The organism is Streptomyces gelaticus, from assembly GCF_014649535.1.
Classification (GTDB): domain Bacteria; phylum Actinomycetota; class Actinomycetes; order Streptomycetales; family Streptomycetaceae; genus Streptomyces; species Streptomyces gelaticus.
This window is the reverse complement of record NZ_BMTF01000004.1, coordinates 1-17,829: the sequence shown is the minus strand read 5'-3', so window position 1 is coordinate 17,829 and position 17,829 is coordinate 1. Positions and strand designations below refer to the sequence as shown.

The following is a 17,829-nucleotide window of genomic DNA, read 5'->3' as shown; positions in this document are numbered from 1 at the left end:
CACCCGTGAACCGTACGGAGAACCGCGATGAACCTGCTGCTCGCCGAGGTGGCCCAGGCCACCCAGCGGCTGGCCGACGCCGGTGTGCCCTCGCCGCGATTCGACGCGGAGGAACTCGCCGCGTTCGTGCACGGCGTCAAGCGGGGCGAGCTGCACCGGGTGCCGGACGCGGACTTCGACGCCCGTTACTGGGAGGCCATCGCCCGCCGCGAGGCCCGCGAACCGCTCCAGCACATCACCGGCCGCGCCTTCTTCCGCTACCTGGAGCTCCAGGTCGGCCCCGGTGTCTTCGTCCCCCGCCCGGAGACCGAATCGGTCGTCGGCTGGGCGATAGACGCGGTGCGCGCGATGGACGTCGTCGAGCCGGTCGTCGTCGACCTGTGCAGCGGATCGGGTGCCATCGCCCTGGCCATGGCCCAGGAGGTGCCGCGCTCGCGCGTGCACGCGGTCGAGCTCTCCGACGACGCCATCGAGTGGACCAGGAAGAACGCCGACGGATCCCGGGTCACCGTCCACCAGGGAGACGCGCTGACCGCCCTCCCCGAGCTGGACGGCCAGGTCGACCTGGTCATCTCCAACCCGCCGTACATCCCGCTCACCGAGTGGGAGTACGTGGCACCCGAGGCCCGCGACCACGACCCGGAGATGGCCCTCTTCTCCGGCGAGGACGGCCTCGACACCATCCGCGGCATCGAGCGCACCGCGCACCGCCTGCTGCGTCCCGGTGGCCTCGTCGTCATCGAGCACGCCGACACCCAGGGCGGCCAGGTGCCGTGGATCTTCACCGAGGAGCGCGGCTGGGCGGACGCGGCCGACCACCCGGATCTGAACAACCGGCCGCGGTTCGCCACGGCCCGCAAGGCCATGCCGTGACCGGCGGTTACCACCCGCACGACCCGTACCCGCGACACCCGTACACGCTTGAGGAGGCCGGCTGATGGCACGGCGATACGACTGCAACGACGCGACCGACCGTGCGACGGGTCTGCGTGAGGCCGCGTCGGCCGTCCGCCGCGGCGAACTGGTCGTGCTGCCCACCGACACCGTGTACGGCCTCGGTGCGGACGCCTTCAGCGCCGAGGGCGTCGCCGATCTGCTGGAGGCCAAGGGCCGCGGCCGCAACATGCCGACCCCCGTCCTGATCGGCTCCCCGAACACCCTGCACGGCCTGGTCACCGACTTCTCCGAGCAGGCCTGGGAGCTCGTCGACGCCTTCTGGCCCGGCGCCCTCACGCTCGTCGCCAAGCACCAGCCCTCGCTCCAGTGGGACCTCGGGGACACCCGCGGCACCGTCGCCATCCGGATGCCGCTGCACCCGGTCGCCATCGAGCTGCTCACGGAGGTCGGCCCGATGGCCGTCTCCAGCGCCAACCTCACCGGCCACCCGGCCCCCGAGGACTGCGACGCCGCCCAGGAAATGCTCGGCGACTCCGTCTCCGTCTACCTGGACGGCGGCCCGACGCCCGGCATCGTGCCCTCGTCGATCGTCGACGTGACCGGCAAGGTCCCCGTGCTGCTGCGCGCCGGCGCGCTCTCCGCGGAGGAGCTCCGCAAGGTGGTACCCGACCTCGAGGTGGCCAATTGACCGCCCCTGAGGGGCGTGGCATAGCGGGGCGGGCCGACTCTTTCCGCATCCTCCACGTCAGCACCGGCAACGTCTGCCGCTCACCGATCACCGAGCGGCTGACCCGCCATGCCCTGGTGGACCGCCTCGGCGATCCGCTCGGTGGCGGACTGATCGTGGAGAGCGCGGGTACCTGGGGCCACGAGGGCGCCCCCATGGAGGCCAACGCCGAGACCGTCCTGGCCGACTTCGGCGCCGACACCGCCGGCTTCGTCGGCCGGGAACTGCTCGACGAGCACGTGATCCGCGCCGACCTGGTGCTCACCGCGACCCGTGACCACCGCGCACAGGTGATCTCGATGGGTCACTCGGCCGGCCTGCGGACCTTCACCCTCAAGGAATTCACCCGGCTGGTCCGGGCGATAGACCCCGCCACGCTGCCCGACCCGCGGGACGAGGGCGTCGTCGAGCGTGCCCGCGCCCTGGTCCGGGCCGCGGCCGCGCTGCGCGGCTGGCTGCTGGCCCCCACCGCCGAGGCGGACGAGGTGTACGACCCCTACGGCGCCCCGATCACGTTCTTCCGCTCCATCGGCGACGAGATCAACCAGGCCCTCGACCCGGTGGTCACGGCGCTGACGGGCGTCCCCGCGCCCCACTGACGGGCGTACACACCTGCCGGGCACCCCTGGGGTCCCAACGGGTGCGCCGCGCGCCGCACAGCGGGCAGGAGGGCCGTCACGGGCCTACATTTGGAGCTGACGCCAGCCCCCTCCCCAGGCCCGGAGCCCATCGATGCCGGTCACCACTCCAGCCGCACCGTCCTCCGCCGCCGGGGCCGCCCTGCCGCAGGACTTCGACGCCCTGCTCCGGGAGGACCCGGAGATCGCAGCCGTGCTGCTGGGGGAACTGCGCCGCCAGTCCAGCACCCTCCAGCTGACCGCCGCCGAAAACTTCACCTCGCCCGCGGTCCTCGCCGCCCTCGGCTCACCCCTCGCGAACAAGTACGCCGAGGGCTATCCCGGCGCCCGCCACCACGGCGGCTGCGAGTATGCCGACACCGCCGAACGCATCGCCTGCCGCCGCGCCACCTCGCTCTTCGGCGCCGAGCACGCCAATGTCCAGGCGCATTCCGGCTCCTCCGCGGTCCTCGCCGCGTACGCCGCCCTGCTCCGCCCCGGTGACACGGTGCTCGCGATGGGACTCCCGTACGGCGGACACCTCACCCACGGCTCGCCCGCCAACTTCTCCGGCCGCTGGTTCCAGTTCGTCGGCTACGGGGTGGACTCCGAGAGCGGCCTGATCGACTACGAGCAGGTCCGCGCCCTGGCCCGTGCCCACCGCCCCAAGGCCATCGTGAGCGGCTCCATCTCGTACCCCCGCCATCCCGACCACGAGCTGTTCCGGGAGATCGCCGACGAGGTGGGCGCGTATCTGATCGCCGACTCCGCGCACCCGATGGGGCTGATCGCCGGGGGAGCGGCACCGAACCCGGTGCCGTACGCCGATGTGGTCTGCGCGACCACGCACAAGGTCCTGCGCGGGCCGCGCGGCGGGATGATCCTGTGCGGCGCGGAGCTGGCCGAGCGGATCGACCGGGCGGTCTTCCCGTTCACCCAGGGCGGCGCGCAGATGCACACGGTCGCCGCGAAGGCCGTCGCGTTCGGGGAGGCGGCCACCCCGGCGTTCACGGCGTACGCGCATCGGGTGGTCGCCCACGCCCGGGTGCTGGCGGCCGGCCTGGAGGCGGAGGGCTTCGAGGTCACCACGGGCGGTACGGACACCCACCTGATCGTCGCGGACCCGGCCCCGCTGGGCGTCGACGGACCGACGGCCCGAGCCCGGCTGGCGGCGGCCGGACTGGTGCTGGACACCTGCGCGCTGCCGTACGGGGACGCCCGGGGCATCAGACTCGGCACCGCGGCGGTCACCACCCAGGGCATGGACGACGACGACATGGCCCGGCTGGCGGAGCTCTTCGGTACGGCGGTGCGCGAGGAGGACGACGTCCGCGCAAAGGTGCGGGAGCTGGCGGAGGAACATCCGCCGTACCCGGGGTAGGCGCTGGTGTGGAACCGACGGGTCCGGTGGCTGTGTCCTCGCTCATGAGGCCCGTGCAGCGCGGCCGTCCCTGATGGCCGGACGGTTTAGGGTGTGGGCTGAGATGGCCGGCGAAATCTATGGGGCAGCCCGTGCGTGATTACCTGCTGACGCTCTGTGTCACGGCTGCGGTGACCTATCTGCTGACCGGTCCGGTGCGTAAGTTCGCCATCGCGGTCGGGGCGATGCCCGCGATCCGTGCGCGTGACGTGCACCGAGAACCGACACCGAGGCTCGGTGGCATCGCCATGTTCGGCGGGCTGTGCGCCGGACTGATCGTCGCGGCCCATCTCCACAACCTCGACTGGGTCTTCCAGCTCTCCACGGAGCCGCGGGCGCTGCTCTCCGGGGCCGCGCTGATCTGGCTGATCGGTGTCCTGGACGACAAGTTCGAGATCGACGCCCTGATCAAGCTCGGCGGGCAGATGATCGCCGCCGCGGTCATGGTCCTCCAGGGTCTGACGATCCTGTGGCTGCCGATCCCCGGTGTCGGAACCGTGGCGCTCACCCAGTGGCAGGGCACGCTGCTCACGGTCGCCCTGGTCGTCATCACCATCAACGCGGTCAACTTCGTCGACGGGCTGGACGGCCTCGCGGCGGGCATGGTGTGCATCGCCGCCGCCGCGTTCTTCCTGTACACCTACCGGCTCTGGTACGGGCACATGATCGAGGCCGCGGCCCCGGCGACGCTCTTCATGGCGATCCTGATGGGCATGTGCCTGGGCTTCCTGCCGCACAACATGCATCCCGCGCGGATCTTCATGGGCGACTCGGGTTCGATGCTGATCGGCCTGGTGCTCGCGGCCGGCGCGATCTCGGTGACGGGCCTGGTCGACCCGGACACGATGAAGCTCTTCGCGGGCAGTGAGCGCGAGGCCACCCACGCGATGCTGCCGGTCTTCATCCCGCTGCTGCTGCCGCTGACGATCATCGCGATCCCGGCCGCGGACCTGGTGCTGGCGATCGTGCGCCGTACGTGGAACGGGCAGTCGCCGTTCGCGGCGGACCGGGGCCATCTGCACCACCGGCTGCTGGAGATCGGCCATTCGCACAGCAGGTCCGTGCTGATCATGTATTTCTGGTCGGCCCTCATCGCCTTCGGTGCGGTCGGTTATTCGGTGCATTCGGCGTCCCTGTGGATCGTGCTGGTGATCATGGGGATGAGCACGGTGGGCCTCGTGCTGCTGCTGATGCCCCGCTTCACCCCGCGGGCGCCCTACTGGGCGGAACGCTTCGTACCGCCCCGCTACCGCCGCAGCCGCAGGGACGAGGAGCCCGAGCCCCAACAGGAGGCGCTGGAGGGGCAGATGGAGCGGACGGGCGCCGAGTCGCAGGAGCGCGCTCCGGTCGTCGTGGGAGTCTCCGGCGTCAACGGGGCGACCGCGATCGGCCCTCGTTCGCGTTTTCCGGACAGAGATCGGGCTGAATCCGCACGCTGAGAAACGGGCATCGCGGGCAATATCAGACAACGTATTGAGTTGCTTTGCTCACATGCGCGAATTCACTCTCACGTGTGACAGTAAGCACACTTTCTTGGTAAAGACCTCATCAAATAGTTTGTGATACCGTTCACGAAGCCCGGTGACGGAGCCGAAGGACCTGAGCAGCACGGTCCGCTGGTGCGAGGCATCGACTCGGACCGGGCCTACGCTCGTCCATGACGACACACTGCCCACCCCCTGCAAGCGGAGCTGCCGCCATGCCGTCCAACGACGCCCGGACTCTCCTCCAAGCCGCCGTACCCACCGCTGTCGCCGGCGCTGTCGCCGTTGCTGTCGGCGCTGGTGTCGCGGGCGGCAAGGGAGCCCTCGGCGCGGGCGTTGCGACGATCGTGGTGATCCTCTTCATGGGGATCGGACTGCTGGTCCTGCAACGGACCGCGCGGTCCCTGCCTCACCTGTTCCAGGCGATGGGGCTGATGCTGTATACGGCTCAGCTTCTCCTTCTGTTCATCTTCGTGGCCGCATTCAAGAACACGACGCTGTTCGACCCGAAGGCCTTCGCGATCACATTGGTCGCGATGACTCTCGTGTGGATCGGCGCACAGACGCGTGCACACATGAAGGCCAAGATCCTTTACGTCGAACCCGAGTCCGACAAGGCGGAAAAGCCCAAGAACACGGGCTCGAAGCCGTGAAGGGTAGGGGCGGGATAAGTGCAGGTTCAAGACCCTGCTATCGTCCGGTTCCAACTGCGGCACTGCGGGCGCGGGCATGTGAGCTGACGCCTGCTCGATCGCGAGGCTCAATGCCTGACTGCCGCTCACACATCCGTAACACCAGTCCAGTGCCGAACCGCGGCTGCGCGCCGCGCCGACACAACGAGGTTGCCGTACCTATGCGCCACGCTGAAGGAGCCCGCGGTGAGTGCTGACCCGACGCAGGTGCTCGCCTTCGAGACCGATTGCCACATCTTCTCCGGTTGTGGTTTCCCGGGTCCTGGCCTGCACTCTTTCCTGTTCGAGCCGATCTTCGGTGACGCGGACAGCAACATCTACTTCAACAAGACGATGCTGCTGGCGCTCCTCGGTACGGTCATCATCGTCGGCTTCTTCTGGGCCGCCTTCCGTAAGCCGAAGGTCGTTCCGGGCAAGCTGCAGATGGTCGCCGAGGCCGGCTACGACTTCGTACGCCGCGGCATCGTCTACGAGACGCTCGGCAAGCGCGAGGGCGAGAAGTACGTCCCGCTGATGGTCTCGATCTTCTTCTTCGTGTGGATGATGAACCTCTGGTCGATCATCCCGCTCGCCCAGTTCCCGGTGACGTCGATCATCGCGTACCCGGCCGGGCTGGCGCTGATCGTCTACATCATCTGGATGAGCGTCACCTTCAAGCGCCACGGTTTCGTCGGCGGCTTCAAGAACCTGACGGGCTACGACAAGTCGCTCGGCCCGGTGCTCCCGCTGGTCATGGTCATCGAGTTCTTCTCGAACGTCCTGGTCCGGCCCTTCACGCACGCGGTCCGACTCTTCGCGAACATGTTCGCCGGTCACACCCTGCTGCTGCTCTTCACCATCGCCAGCTGGTACCTGCTCAACGGCATCGGTATCGCCTACGCGGGCGTCTCGTTCGTGATGGTCATCGTGATGACGGCCTTCGAGCTGTTCATCCAGGCAGTTCAGGCGTACGTCTTCGTGCTCCTGGCGTGCGCCTTCATCCAGGGTGCCGTCGCCGAGCACCACTGATCGCGCCTCCCCTACCCCCAGTCGTCCGGTGGCCAACCCCCACCGGTCCGTGAAAGAGAAGGAAGAACTGGCATGTCCCAGACCCTTGCCGCCGTCACCGGTTCCCTCAGCTCCGTCGGGTACGGCCTGGCCGCCATCGGCCCCGGCGTCGGCGTCGGCATCATCTTCGGTAACGGCACGCAGGCTCTCGCTCGTCAGCCCGAGGCTGCCGGCCTGATCCGCGCCAACCAGATCCTCGGCTTCGCCTTCTGTGAGGCGCTCGCCCTGATCGGTCTGGTCATGCCGTTCGTCTACAGCTGACGAACCGCGACTAGTCCGTTCCGACGAAAGGCACTGATGTGAACCCCCTGGTTCAGCTCGCGGCCTCCGAGGTGGAGAACCCCCTCGTTCCGCCGATCCCTGAGCTCGTCATCGGTCTGATCGCCTTCGTCATCGTCTTCGGCTTCCTCGCCAAGAAGCTCCTCCCGAACATCAACAAGGTTCTGGAAGAGCGTCGCGAGGCCATCGAAGGCGGTATCGAGAAGGCCGATGCGGCCCAGACCGAGGCCCAGAGCGTCCTTGAGCAGTACAAGGCCCAGCTCGCCGAGGCCCGTCACGAAGCCGCGCGCCTGCGCCAGGAGGCGCAGGAGCAGGGCGCTGTGATCCTGCAGGAGATGCGGGCGGAAGGCCAGCGGCAGCGCGAGGAGATCATCGCTGCCGGCCACGCCCAGATCGAGGCCGACCGCAAGGCCGCGGCCTCCGCGCTGCGTCAGGACGTGGGCAAGCTCGCCACCGACCTGGCCGGCAAGCTCGTCGGCGAGTCCCTCGAGGACCACGCCCGGCAGAGCGGCACCGTCGACCGTTTCCTCGACGAGCTCGAGGCGAAGGCCGAGGCTGTCCGATGAACGGCGCGAGCCGCGAGGCACTGGCTGCCGCACGCGAGTCCCTCGACGCGCTGACCGACAACACGTCGGTCGACGCGGCGAAGCTCGCCGAGGAGCTGGCCGCCGTAACGGCGCTGCTCCAGCGCGAGGTCTCCCTGCGGCGGGTCCTCACCGACCCGTCGCAGCCCGGCGAGGCCAGGGCGGAGCTGGCCGGACGACTGCTGCGCGGTCAGGTGGGCGGCGAGACCGTCGACCTGATCTCCGGCATGGTCCGCTCCCGCTGGTCGCAGTCGCGTGACCTGGTCGACTCGGTCGAGGAACTGGCGAACACCGCAGACCTCACCGCCGCCCAGCGCAGCGGAGACCTCGACGACGTCGAGGACGAGCTGTTCCGGTTCGGCCGGATCGTCGCCTCCGACAAGGAGCTGCGCTCCGCGCTCACCGACCGGTCCGCGTCCGCGTCCGCCAAGGGGCAGTTGCTGCACAGCCTGCTCGGCGGCAAGGCCCGGCCCGCCACCGAGCGCGTCATCACGCGCCTTGTCACCCAGCCGCGTGGACGTAGCCTGGAGGAGGGACTCGAGTCCCTGTCCAAGCTGGCCGCGGAGCGCCGGGAACGCATGGTCGCCGTGGTCACCTCGGCAGTGCCGCTCAGTGATCGGCAGAAGCAGCGCCTCGGCGCCGCGCTGGCGAAGATCTACGGCCGCCCGATGCACCTGAACCTCGATGTGGACCCCACGGTCCTCGGCGGGATCGCGGTGCGGGTCGGCGACGAGGTCATCAACGGCACCATCTCGGAGCGCCTCGAAGAGGCGACCCGTCGTATGGCCGGCTGACCGACGCAACGCAGCAACAGAACAGAGCAAGACCAGCGGCCCGGTTGGGCCGTGCAGAAATTGCAGAAGATTCCTGGGGGTCGGCCCCCAGACCCCCTTAAGAAACTTCGGGCCCAACAAGGAGAGCAGGGAACCCAGATGGCGGAGCTCACGATCCGGCCGGAGGAGATCCGGGACGCGCTGGAGAACTTTGTCCAGTCGTACAAGCCGGACGCGGCCTCGCGCGAGGAGGTCGGTACGGTCAGCGTTGCCGGCGACGGCATCGCGAAGGTCGAGGGTCTTCCCTCGGCCATGGCGAACGAGCTGCTGAAGTTCGAGGACGGCACCCTCGGTCTCGCCCTCAACCTCGAGGAGCGCGAGATCGGTGCGATCGTCCTCGGCGAGTTCAGCGGCATCGAAGAGGGCCAGCCGGTGCAGCGCACCGGTGAGGTGCTCTCCGTCGGCGTCGGCGAGGGTTACCTCGGCCGCGTCGTCGACCCGCTCGGCAACCCGATCGACGGTCTCGGCGAGATCGCGACCGACAGCCGCCGCGCCCTCGAGCTGCAGGCCCCTGGCGTCATGGTCCGTAAGTCGGTGCACGAGCCGATGCAGACCGGCTACAAGGCCGTCGACGCCATGGTGCCGATCGGCCGCGGCCAGCGTCAGCTGATCATTGGTGACCGTCAGACGGGTAAGACCGCTCTGGCCGTCGACACGATCATCAACCAGCGCGACAACTGGCGCTCGGGCGACGTGAACAAGCAGGTGCGCTGCATCTACGTCGCCATCGGCCAGAAGGGCTCCACCATCGCCTCCGTGCGCGGTGCCCTCGAAGAGGCCGGCGCGCTGGAGTACACGACCATCGTCGCCGCCCCGGCGTCCGACCCGGCCGGCTTCAAGTACCTGGCGCCGTACACCGGTTCGGCCATCGGCCAGCACTGGATGTACCAGGGCAAGCACGTCCTGATCATCTTCGACGACCTCTCGAAGCAGGCCGACGCCTACCGCGCCGTGTCGCTGCTGCTGCGCCGTCCGCCGGGCCGTGAGGCCTACCCGGGCGACGTGTTCTACCTCCACTCGCGTCTGCTGGAGCGCTGCGCGAAGCTCTCCGACGAGATGGGCGCCGGTTCGATGACGGGCCTCCCGATCGTCGAGACCAAGGCGAACGACGTGTCGGCGTTCATCCCGACCAACGTCATCTCCATCACCGACGGCCAGTGCTTCCTGGAGTCCGACCTGTTCAACGCCGGCCAGCGTCCGGCCCTGAACGTCGGTATCTCGGTCTCCCGTGTCGGTGGCTCCGCCCAGCACAAGGCGATGCGCCAGGTCTCCGGCCGTCTCCGTGTCGACCTCGCCCAGTACCGCGAGCTGGAGGCGTTCGCCGCCTTCGGTTCCGACCTGGACGCGGCCTCGAAGGCGTCGCTGGAGCGTGGTAAGCGCATGGTCGAGCTGCTGAAGCAGCCGCAGTACGCCCCGTTCCCGGTCGAGGAGCAGGTCGTCTCCATCTGGGCCGGCACCAACGGCAAGATGGACGACGTCCCGGTCGAGGACATCCGCCGCTTCGAGACGGAGCTGCTGGAGTACCTGCGCCGCGACCGCAAGGACCTCCTGACCAGCATCCGCGAGGGCGCCAAGATGTCCGACGACACGCTGCAGGCGATCGCCGACGCCGTCGCCGCCTTCAAGCAGCAGTTCGAGACCTCGGACGGCAAGCTCCTGGGCGAGGGCTGATCGATGGGCGCTCAGCTTCGCGTTTACAAGCGCCGCATTCGCTCCGTCACCGCCACGAAGAAGATCACCAAGGCGATGGAGATGATCGCCGCCTCGCGCATCGTCAAGGCGCAGCGCCAGGTGGCGGCATCGACGCCGTACGCCACCGAGCTCACCCGCGCGGTGACCGCGGTGGCGACCGGCTCCACCACCAAGCACCCGCTGACCACCGAGGCCGAGACCCCGGGACGGGCCGCGATCCTGCTCATCACGAGCGACCGCGGTCTGGCCGGCGGTTACTCCTCCAACGCCATCAAGGCCGCGGAGCGACTGACCGAGCGGCTCCGGGGCGAGGGCAAGGAGGTCGTCACGTATGTGATCGGCCGCAAGGGCGTCGCCTACTACGGCTTCCGCGAGCGGAAGATCGAGGACTCGTGGACGGGCTTCACCGACAGCCCGACGTACGAGGACGCCAAGCGGGCCGCGGCCCCGCTGATCGAGGCGGTCACCCAGGAGACCGCCGCGGGCGGCGTGGACGAGCTGCACATCGTCTACACGGAGTTCGTGTCGATGATGACGCAGAACCCGGTGGACAACCGGATGCTGCCGCTCAGTCTCGATGCCACGAAGGAGGAGGGCGGCAAGGGCGAGATCCTGCCGCTGTTCGACTTCGAGCCGTCGGCGGAGGACGTCCTCGACGCCCTGCTTCCGCGGTACGTCGAGAGCCGGATCTACAACGCGCTGCTGCAGGCCGCTGCTTCCGAGCACGCCGCCCGCCGCCGCGCGATGAAGTCGGCCACCGACAACGCCGGTGAGCTCATCAAGACGCTCTCCAGGCTTGCCAACGCGGCCCGCCAGGCCGAAATCACCCAGGAAATCAGCGAGATCGTCGGTGGTGCCAGTGCGCTGGCCGACGCGACCGCGGGGAGTGACAAGTAATGACGACCACAGTTGAGACGGCCGTTGCCACGGGCCGCGTCGCCCGGGTCATCGGCCCGGTCGTCGACGTGGAGTTCCCCGTCGACGCGATGCCGGAGATCTACAACGCGCTGACCGTCCAGGTGGCCGACCCGGCCGAGGACGGCAAGCTCAAGACGCTGACCCTCGAGGTCGCCCAGCACCTCGGCGACGGCCTGGTCCGCGCGATCTCGATGCAGCCCACCGACGGTCTGGTCCGCCAGGCGCCGGTGACCGACACGGGCACCGGCATCACGGTCCCCGTCGGCGACATCACCAAGGGCAAGGTGTTCAACACCCTCGGTGAGATCCTGAACAAGCCCGAGGCCGCGGCCGAGGTCACCGAGCGCTGGCCGATCCACCGCAAGGCGCCCAACTTCGACCAGCTCGAGTCCAAGACCGAGATGTTCGAGACCGGCGTCAAGGTCATCGACCTTCTCACCCCGTACGTCAAGGGTGGAAAGATCGGTCTGTTCGGTGGTGCCGGTGTCGGCAAGACCGTTCTGATCCAGGAAATGATCTACCGCGTGGCCAACAACCACGACGGTGTGTCGGTGTTCGCCGGTGTCGGTGAGCGCACCCGTGAGGGCAACGACCTCATCGAGGAAATGGCCGACTCGGGCGTCATCGACAAGACGGCGCTCGTCTTCGGTCAGATGGACGAGCCGCCGGGCACGCGTCTTCGCGTCGCGCTGGCCGGTCTGACCATGGCGGAGTACTTCCGCGATGTGCAGAAGCAGGACGTGCTCTTCTTCATCGACAACATCTTCCGGTACACCCAGGCCGGCTCCGAGGTGTCCACCCTGCTCGGCCGTATGCCGTCCGCGGTGGGTTACCAGCCGAACCTGGCCGACGAGATGGGTCTGCTGCAGGAGCGCATCACGTCGACCCGTGGTCACTCGATCACCTCGATGCAGGCGATCTACGTCCCCGCGGACGACCTGACCGACCCGGCCCCGGCCACCACCTTCGCCCACCTCGACGCGACGACGGTTCTCTCCCGTCCGATCTCCGAGAAGGGCATCTACCCGGCCGTGGACCCGCTGGACTCCACGTCCCGCATCCTGGACCCGCGTTACATCGCGGAGGACCACTACGCGGCGGCCATGCGTGTCAAGGGGATCCTCCAGAAGTACAAGGACCTCCAGGACATCATCGCGATCCTCGGTATCGACGAGCTGGGCGAGGAGGACAAGCTCGTTGTCCACCGTGCCCGTCGCGTCGAGCGCTTCCTGTCGCAGAACACCCACGTCGCCAAGCAGTTCACCGGCGTGGACGGTTCGGACGTTCCGCTCGACGAGTCGATCGCCGCGTTCAACGCGATCTGCGACGGTGAGTACGACCACTTCCCCGAGCAGGCGTTCTTCATGTGCGGTGGCATCGAGGACCTCAAGGCCAACGCCAAGGAGCTCGGCGTCTCCTGAGCCCCTGGCTCACCGAGGGGGACGGGCCTGTCCCGTCCCCCTCACCACGCCCCGTAGAATTGACCCAACACCCGGCTCGAACGGCCGGGTGGTGACCCGAGGAGCCACCCTTGGCTGCTGAGCTGCACGTCGAGCTGGTCGCCGCGGACCGCAGTGTCTGGTCCGGCGAGGCCAACCTGGTCGTCGCGCGCACCACGTCCGGCGACATCGGCGTCATGCCCGGTCACCAGCCGCTTCTGGGTGTGCTGGAATCGGGCCCGGTGACGATCCGTACGAGCGACGGCGGCACCGTTGTCGCCGCTGTGCACGGCGGTTTCATCTCGTTCGCGGACGACAAGCTCTCGCTGCTCGCGGAGATCGCGGAGCTGGCGGACGAGATCGATGTCCAGCGCGCCGAGCGTGCGCTGGAGCGTGCGAAGTCGGACACGGACGCCGCCTCCGAGCGGCGCGCCGAAGTGCGACTGCGTGCGGTGGCGGTGCGCTAGCGCACCGCGACCACGTAGCTTTACCCTCAGCCGCGGCCCGAGCTGGAGACCACTCCAGACCGTGCCGCGGCTGAGGCGATGCAGGTGCGGTTGTAGTTCTGGCGGTATCCGTTACTCGACGACGCGAGGAGGTCGGTGGAGATGTTCCTCGCGCTGTGGGTGGGCGGGATGCTCGTCGCACTGGTCCTGGTGGGACTCTTCGTCTTCGGTCTTCGCCGGCGGCTGATTCAGCGCTCCGGCGGGACCTTCGACTGCAGCCTGCGCTGGAACGTCCCGGAGGAGCCCGATATCTCGGGCAAGGGCTGGGTCTACGGAGTCGCCCGTTACAACGAGGACCAGATCGACTGGTTCCGGGTCTTCTCCTACGCTCCTCGACCCCGCCGGGTCCTGGAGCGTTCCGCCATCGAGGTGGTCGCCCGCCGTCTGCCCGAGGGTGAGGAGGAGCTCGCGCTGCTCTCCGACGCCGTGGTGCTCGGCTGTCTCCACCGGGAGACCCGCTTGGAGCTGGCCATGAGCGAGGACGCGCTGACCGGGTTCCTCGCCTGGCTGGAGGCGGCGCCGCCCGGCCAGCGGGTCAACGTGGCCTGAGGGCCGTCCCGTAGCCCCTTCGTCGAACTGCCGCCTGCCGTGCGGCGGGTTCGGGCATGACGAGGCCCGGCGTTCACGCCGGGCCTCGTCATGCCGTCCCCAACTTCCGCTTCCGGGCGCTCGGTTGTGCGTCGAACCTGCCGTCCGCTCTTGTTCCGAGGATCGTTGCCTCGCCTCTGCATCCTCCGTACCATGAATTGAACGATGATTCATGGCTTGGTGTGGACGTGGGGGGACAGATGCAACACGCCGAACAGGTGGACATGCTCAAGCGCCTTCTCGCACTGCGCGAGACGCGCCGCGACGAGAAGATGCTCGATGAGGTCGTCAGGCTTCCGGTCACCAAGTACACGGATGAGGCGCTCCTGGAGCAGGAGATCGCCTCGGCCTTCTCCCAGTACCCGCTGATAGCGGGCCATGCGTCGGCGCTCGCCGAACCCGGGGCCTATCTGACCAGTGACTGGGACCAGTTTCCGTACTTCGTCGTCAGGGGTGAGGACGGCCGGGTCCGCGCCTTCTACAACCAGTGCCGCCATCGGGGCGCCCGGCTCGCCGAGGCACCGGCCGGCACGGTGAAGAACTTCGTCTGCCCCTTCCACGGCTGGGTCTACGGGCTCGACGGCGCTCTGAAGGGCATCACCCGGGCACATGACTTCCCCGGCGTGAACCCGTGCGACTACGGGCTGGTGGAACTGCCGGCCACGGAGGCAGGGGGACTGGTCTGGGTCGGCCGGACGCCCGGGGCGACGCTCGACATCCCCGGCTTCCTCGGGGCGTTCCACGAGGACCTCGTGAACTTCGACGTGGCCTCGTTGGTCCAGTACAAGAAGACGAAGGTCGTCAAGGAAGCCAACTGGAAGCTGCTGATCAAGACATACCTGGAGGGCTACCACGTCCCCTACCTCCACCGGGACACGCTCGCGGCCGCCTTCAAGAGGGGCGTGATCGCCCACGACAGCGACGGGCCGCACATCCGGCTGTCCGCAGCACGGACCAACATCGGCGAGACCGCCCTCAAGCCGGAGGAGGAGTGGCGCATACTCGACTACGCCTCCGTGTACTACACGCTCTTCCCCAACACCTTCTTCATCCTGCATCCCGACTACGTGTCCATCAACACGTTCTGGCCGCTGAGCCCCGACCGGACGATCTGGACCCACGAGATGCTCTACCGGGCCGAGGACTTCGCCGGTTCCGCCGGGCAGAGCGCCCTGGAGAAGCGGTTCCGCTTCACCAACGACACCGTGTTCGACCAGGAGGACTTCGCCATCGCCGAGGACGTGCAGCGCCACCTCCGGCACGGCGGCAGCGATCACCACGTCCTGGGACTCGCGGAGGGCCTGCTCGCGATATTCCAGAGCAACATCGACGAGCGGCTCACCGGACCGGGCGAGGCCGCCGGTGCTTCGGCCACCACCCCCGCGACGACAGGACAGCACTCATGACCACGGACCTCAACGGTTTCGCGCACAGCATCTTCAAGGCCCAGCCCTTCAGCATGTTCCTGGGCGCCGAGCTCACCTCGGTGGGGCCCGACTCGGCCGAGATCCGCATCTCCAACCGGCCCGAGATCCAGCAGCAGCACGGCTTCGTGCACGGCGGGGTCCTCAGCTACCTGGCGGACAACGCGCTGACGTTCGCGGGAGGGCTCGCCCTGGGGGGCGACGCGCTCACCGCCGAATACAAGATCAACTACGTCAAGCCGGCGGTCGGCGACATCGTCATCGCCCGCGCGCAGGCAACGGCCACCACCCGGCGGCAGGCCGTGTGCCAGTGCTCCATCTACGTCACGTCGTCGCAGGGACCCGAGCGCCTGGTCGCCGTGGCGCAGGGGACGATCGTGACGGCGGGCGAGCGCGCGGCGCAGGAGGACTGACCGCAGACGCCCACCGCTGTCTCCCCGGCCCCTGGCGAGAAGACCCCCGTCCTCGCGTCAGGGGCCGCGCTGTCCGCTCCGTCGGCCGTCCTGCCGACCGGGTCCGGCCTCCTGCGTGCGGTGCCGCGCGGCGCGGTCAGTGTGCGCCCGGCAGTGCCTGTTCGCGCAGGACGTGCTTCATCACCTTGCCGGAGGGGGTGCGGGGGAGTGACGGGAGTACCACCAGCTCCCGGGGGATCTTGTACTTGGCCAGTCTCGTGGCGAGGAACCGGCGCAACTCCTCCAGCGTCACAGGTGCGTTCGCCTCCACGACGGCCACGACGGTCTCTCCCCATTCCTCGTGCGGCCGGCCGATGACGGCGCCGTCCTGGACCGCCGGATGCTGGCGCAGCGCCTCCTCCACCTCGGGCGAGAAGACGTTCTCGCCGCCGGTGATGACGACGTCCTTGAGCCGGTCGACGATGAACAGGTAGCCGTCCTCGTCGACGCGTGCCAGGTCCCCGGACTTGTACCAGTCGCCGTCGAACGCGCGCTCCGTCGCCGCCGGGTCGTCGAGGTAGCCGATCATCCGTGTGCCCGACCGCAGCCACAGCTCCCCGGTCTGGCCGGCGCGGGCATCGCAGCCGTCGGCCCTGACCACACGGATGTCCACGCCCGGCATGCCCCCCGCGCCGATCGACCCGGCCTTGGTGACCTGTTCCTGAGGATAGAGAGCGGAACCGACGGGGCCCATTTCGGTCATCCCGTACACCTGGTAGAAGCTGTCGGATCCGTAGGCGGTCTGCAGCATCCGTACGGTCTGCGCTCCCAGCGGTGCGCCGCCATAGGCCCACAGCCGCATGTGCGAGAGATCGAAGCCCGACAGGTCGCGTCCCGCCGCTTCCAGTGTCCTCAGCGGAGCGAGGTAGGCGATGGGGGCACCGAAGAACGCGGTGGTCCGGTGTTTCTGGACGGCTTCGAGGAAGGCGACCGGGTGGTACTCCTTGAGCAGGACCACGGTGCCGCCCAGGTAGATCATGGACAGGAACCAGTTGTTCAGGGGCGCCGCGTGCCAGATCGGCATCGCGATGAGGAACCGGTCGTCGCGGCGCAGACCGGTGGCCGCGGTGGTGTACGCGGGCACGCCGGACAGGCCACGGTGCGAGTGGAGACATCCCTTGGGCGCACTGGTTGTCCCGGAGGTGTAGAGCACCTGCGCGACGGCGTCGGGCCCGACCTCCACGCCGTCCCACTCCTGTGCCTGTGCGACGTGCCGGTCGAACTCGCCGCTGCGGTTGTCACTCGTGGTGAGAGCAACGACGCCGGGGGCCCCTTCGCGCATGCGCCCGGCCAGTTCCTCGGCCACGACCGCCATTCGGACCTTCGCGTGCCCGGTGACGTACGCGACCTCGTGTGCGGTGAGCTTGTGGTTGATGGGCACCAGGGCTGCGCCGGCCCGCCAGATGCCGAACGCCGCCACGGCGAAGGCAGGAGTGTTGTACGCCATCACGCCCACGCGGTCGCCCGGCCGCACGCCGTGGTCCCGCAGTACGGCGGCCGCCCGCTTCGAAGCCGAGAGCAACTCGGCGTAGGTCATCGAGCCCAGGTCGGAAACCACGGCGGGCTTCGCGGCGCAGGTGCGGGCCGACCTCTCCAGCATCCATGTCAGGTTCACTGCAGGACTCTCCACATCGCGTCGCGGCCGCGGTTCGACGAAGCGCGGTCCTGCCGCGAATTCTGGATGGCGCCCCACCGGCCCGGCAAGGATTGAATCATTGTTCAATACTTTGCGGAAGTCCCAACAGCCCCTGGTACGAAGGCGAATGAGTGCGATGGCCTCTACGCCTGAGTGAATCGGCGAGGTGGGTGGAGTGTGTCCTGGTGGAGTGCGCCCCAGCAGACGGAAAACCGGGGAGGCGGGGGGCGGACCCGTCTCCCCGGCTGCTTTCCGGGGTGATGCGCGGTGCTGGTGGGGGGTTCGCTTCAGCCCGTGGGGGCTACTTCAGGCCGCTGTTGATCGCGCCGACGAGTTCACCGTTGGCGGTGTCGCCGCTGAACTCCCAGAAGAACGCCCCGCCCAGGCCCTGGCTCTTCGCCCAGCCCATCTTGGACGTGATCGTGGCCGGGGTGTCGTAGCTCCACCAGTTGGTACCGCAGCGGGCGTAGGCCGTGCCTGCGACGGTGCCGGTGGCCGGGCAGCTGTTCTTGAGGACCTTGTAGTCCTCGATGCCGGCCTCGTAGGTGCCGGGGGCGGCGCCGGTGGCGGTGCCGCCGGGTGCGTCCTGGGTGA

Annotated in this window: 19 protein-coding genes; 17 read left to right on the top strand and 2 right to left on the bottom strand. The window is 68.7% G+C overall.

Annotated elements, in window-relative coordinates; genetic code table 11:
* Nucleotides 1-27 precede the first annotated feature (27 nt).
* The 17 genes from prmC to IE107_RS06880 all read left to right on the top strand — a co-directional run bounded on the left by prmC (nt 28) and on the right by IE107_RS06880 (nt 15,560).
* On the top strand, nt 28-873 hold the full coding sequence (gene prmC, locus IE107_RS06960) for a peptide chain release factor N(5)-glutamine methyltransferase (protein ID WP_189542181.1): 846 nt from the start codon (nt 28-30) through the stop codon (nt 871-873).
* A 64-nt stretch (nt 874-937) separates the two neighbouring features.
* Nucleotides 938-1,585 (top strand): L-threonylcarbamoyladenylate synthase, encoded by a 648-nt coding sequence (locus tag IE107_RS06955; protein WP_189542178.1) that lies wholly within the window; start codon nt 938-940, stop codon nt 1,583-1,585.
* A complete protein-coding gene (locus IE107_RS06950; RefSeq protein WP_189542176.1) occupies nt 1,582-2,223 on the top strand; it encodes an arsenate reductase/protein-tyrosine-phosphatase family protein in 642 nt (213 codons plus the stop codon). The genes IE107_RS06955 and IE107_RS06950 overlap by 4 nt, the downstream gene beginning before the upstream one ends.
* 133 nt (nt 2,224-2,356) lie before the next feature.
* Nucleotides 2,357-3,622, top strand: coding sequence for a serine hydroxymethyltransferase (gene glyA, locus IE107_RS06945; protein ID WP_189542174.1), 1,266 nt, complete (start codon nt 2,357-2,359; stop codon nt 3,620-3,622).
* Between the two features lie 119 nt (nt 3,623-3,741).
* Nucleotides 3,742-5,100 (top strand): MraY family glycosyltransferase, encoded by a 1,359-nt coding sequence (locus IE107_RS06940; protein ID WP_189542172.1) that lies wholly within the window; start codon nt 3,742-3,744, stop codon nt 5,098-5,100.
* A 260-nt stretch (nt 5,101-5,360) separates the two neighbouring features.
* Nucleotides 5,361-5,798: a Cg1360 family ATP-synthase-associated protein gene (locus tag IE107_RS06935; protein WP_189542170.1), complete on the top strand. Its 438-nt coding sequence runs from the start codon at nt 5,361-5,363 to the stop codon at nt 5,796-5,798.
* A 210-nt stretch (nt 5,799-6,008) separates the two neighbouring features.
* Complete coding sequence (gene atpB, locus IE107_RS06930; protein WP_189542877.1) at nt 6,009-6,845, top strand: F0F1 ATP synthase subunit A; 837 nt, start codon at nt 6,009-6,011, stop codon at nt 6,843-6,845.
* A 72-nt stretch (nt 6,846-6,917) separates the two neighbouring features.
* Nucleotides 6,918-7,145, top strand: coding sequence for an ATP synthase F0 subunit C (gene atpE, locus IE107_RS06925; protein WP_030386954.1), 228 nt, complete (start codon nt 6,918-6,920; stop codon nt 7,143-7,145).
* A 38-nt stretch (nt 7,146-7,183) separates the two neighbouring features.
* Nucleotides 7,184-7,729, top strand: coding sequence for a F0F1 ATP synthase subunit B (locus IE107_RS06920; protein ID WP_189542168.1), 546 nt, complete (start codon nt 7,184-7,186; stop codon nt 7,727-7,729).
* Nucleotides 7,726-8,541, top strand: a complete 816-nt coding sequence (locus tag IE107_RS06915; RefSeq protein WP_189542166.1) for a F0F1 ATP synthase subunit delta — start codon at nt 7,726-7,728, stop codon at nt 8,539-8,541. The genes IE107_RS06920 and IE107_RS06915 overlap by 4 nt, the downstream gene beginning before the upstream one ends.
* 138 nt (nt 8,542-8,679) lie before the next feature.
* Nucleotides 8,680-10,251 (top strand): F0F1 ATP synthase subunit alpha, encoded by a 1,572-nt coding sequence (atpA, locus tag IE107_RS06910; RefSeq protein WP_189542164.1) that lies wholly within the window; start codon nt 8,680-8,682, stop codon nt 10,249-10,251.
* Between the two features lie 3 nt (nt 10,252-10,254).
* Nucleotides 10,255-11,169 carry a F0F1 ATP synthase subunit gamma gene (locus IE107_RS06905; RefSeq protein WP_189542162.1) on the top strand — a complete coding sequence of 305 codons (915 nt, stop codon included), beginning with the start codon at nt 10,255-10,257 and terminating at the stop codon, nt 11,167-11,169.
* On the top strand, nt 11,169-12,611 hold the full coding sequence (gene atpD / locus IE107_RS06900) for a F0F1 ATP synthase subunit beta (protein WP_189542161.1): 1,443 nt from the start codon (nt 11,169-11,171) through the stop codon (nt 12,609-12,611). The genes IE107_RS06905 and atpD overlap by 1 nt, the downstream gene beginning before the upstream one ends.
* A 110-nt stretch (nt 12,612-12,721) precedes the next feature.
* Nucleotides 12,722-13,096, top strand: coding sequence for a F0F1 ATP synthase subunit epsilon (locus tag IE107_RS06895; RefSeq protein WP_114246680.1), 375 nt, complete (start codon nt 12,722-12,724; stop codon nt 13,094-13,096).
* A gap of 141 nt (nt 13,097-13,237) precedes the next feature.
* Nucleotides 13,238-13,684, top strand: a complete 447-nt coding sequence (locus IE107_RS06890; protein ID WP_189542875.1) for a DUF2550 domain-containing protein — start codon at nt 13,238-13,240, stop codon at nt 13,682-13,684.
* Nucleotides 13,685-13,923: 239 nt separating this feature from the next.
* A complete protein-coding gene (locus IE107_RS06885) occupies nt 13,924-15,129 on the top strand; it encodes an aromatic ring-hydroxylating oxygenase subunit alpha (protein WP_189542159.1) in 1,206 nt (401 codons plus the stop codon).
* Nucleotides 15,126-15,560 (top strand): PaaI family thioesterase, encoded by a 435-nt coding sequence (locus tag IE107_RS06880; protein WP_189542157.1) that lies wholly within the window; start codon nt 15,126-15,128, stop codon nt 15,558-15,560. The genes IE107_RS06885 and IE107_RS06880 overlap by 4 nt, the downstream gene beginning before the upstream one ends.
* Before the next feature lie 136 nt (nt 15,561-15,696).
* Here IE107_RS06880 and IE107_RS06875 read toward each other — a convergent pair whose 3' ends face one another.
* Together IE107_RS06875 and IE107_RS06870 are read right to left on the bottom strand one after the other, a co-directional pair.
* A complete protein-coding gene (locus tag IE107_RS06875) occupies nt 15,697-17,199 on the bottom strand; it encodes a class I adenylate-forming enzyme family protein (RefSeq protein ID WP_229866744.1) in 1,503 nt (500 codons plus the stop codon).
* Nucleotides 17,200-17,536: 337 nt separating this feature from the next.
* Nucleotides 17,537-17,829: glycosyl hydrolase family 18 protein (locus tag IE107_RS06870; RefSeq protein WP_268246564.1), on the bottom strand; the 293-nt coding region annotated here is incomplete at its 5' end.

What these genes read in the sequence shown, in the direction of transcription:
- prmC (WP_189542181.1), top strand. Translation starts at nt 28, where the DNA reads ATGAACCTGCTGCTCGCCGAGGTGGCCCAGGCCACCCAGCGGCTGGCC.
- IE107_RS06955 (WP_189542178.1), top strand. Translation starts at nt 938, where the DNA reads ATGGCACGGCGATACGACTGCAACGACGCGACCGACCGTGCGACGGGT.
- glyA (WP_189542174.1), top strand. Translation starts at nt 2,357, where the DNA reads ATGCCGGTCACCACTCCAGCCGCACCGTCCTCCGCCGCCGGGGCCGCC.
- IE107_RS06940 (WP_189542172.1), top strand. Translation starts at nt 3,742, where the DNA reads ATGGGGCAGCCCGTGCGTGATTACCTGCTGACGCTCTGTGTCACGGCT.
- IE107_RS06935 (WP_189542170.1), top strand. Translation starts at nt 5,361, where the DNA reads ATGCCGTCCAACGACGCCCGGACTCTCCTCCAAGCCGCCGTACCCACC.
- atpE (WP_030386954.1), top strand. Translation starts at nt 6,918, where the DNA reads ATGTCCCAGACCCTTGCCGCCGTCACCGGTTCCCTCAGCTCCGTCGGG.
- IE107_RS06915 (WP_189542166.1), top strand. Translation starts at nt 7,726, where the DNA reads ATGAACGGCGCGAGCCGCGAGGCACTGGCTGCCGCACGCGAGTCCCTC.
- atpA (WP_189542164.1), top strand. Translation starts at nt 8,680, where the DNA reads ATGGCGGAGCTCACGATCCGGCCGGAGGAGATCCGGGACGCGCTGGAG.
- IE107_RS06905 (WP_189542162.1), top strand. Translation starts at nt 10,255, where the DNA reads ATGGGCGCTCAGCTTCGCGTTTACAAGCGCCGCATTCGCTCCGTCACC.
- atpD (WP_189542161.1), top strand. Translation starts at nt 11,169, where the DNA reads ATGACGACCACAGTTGAGACGGCCGTTGCCACGGGCCGCGTCGCCCGG.
- IE107_RS06890 (WP_189542875.1), top strand. Translation starts at nt 13,238, where the DNA reads ATGTTCCTCGCGCTGTGGGTGGGCGGGATGCTCGTCGCACTGGTCCTG.
- IE107_RS06885 (WP_189542159.1), top strand. Translation starts at nt 13,924, where the DNA reads ATGCAACACGCCGAACAGGTGGACATGCTCAAGCGCCTTCTCGCACTG.
- IE107_RS06880 (WP_189542157.1), top strand. Translation starts at nt 15,126, where the DNA reads ATGACCACGGACCTCAACGGTTTCGCGCACAGCATCTTCAAGGCCCAG.
- IE107_RS06875 (WP_229866744.1), bottom strand. Translation starts at nt 17,199, where the DNA reads ATGCTGGAGAGGTCGGCCCGCACCTGCGCCGCGAAGCCCGCCGTGGTT.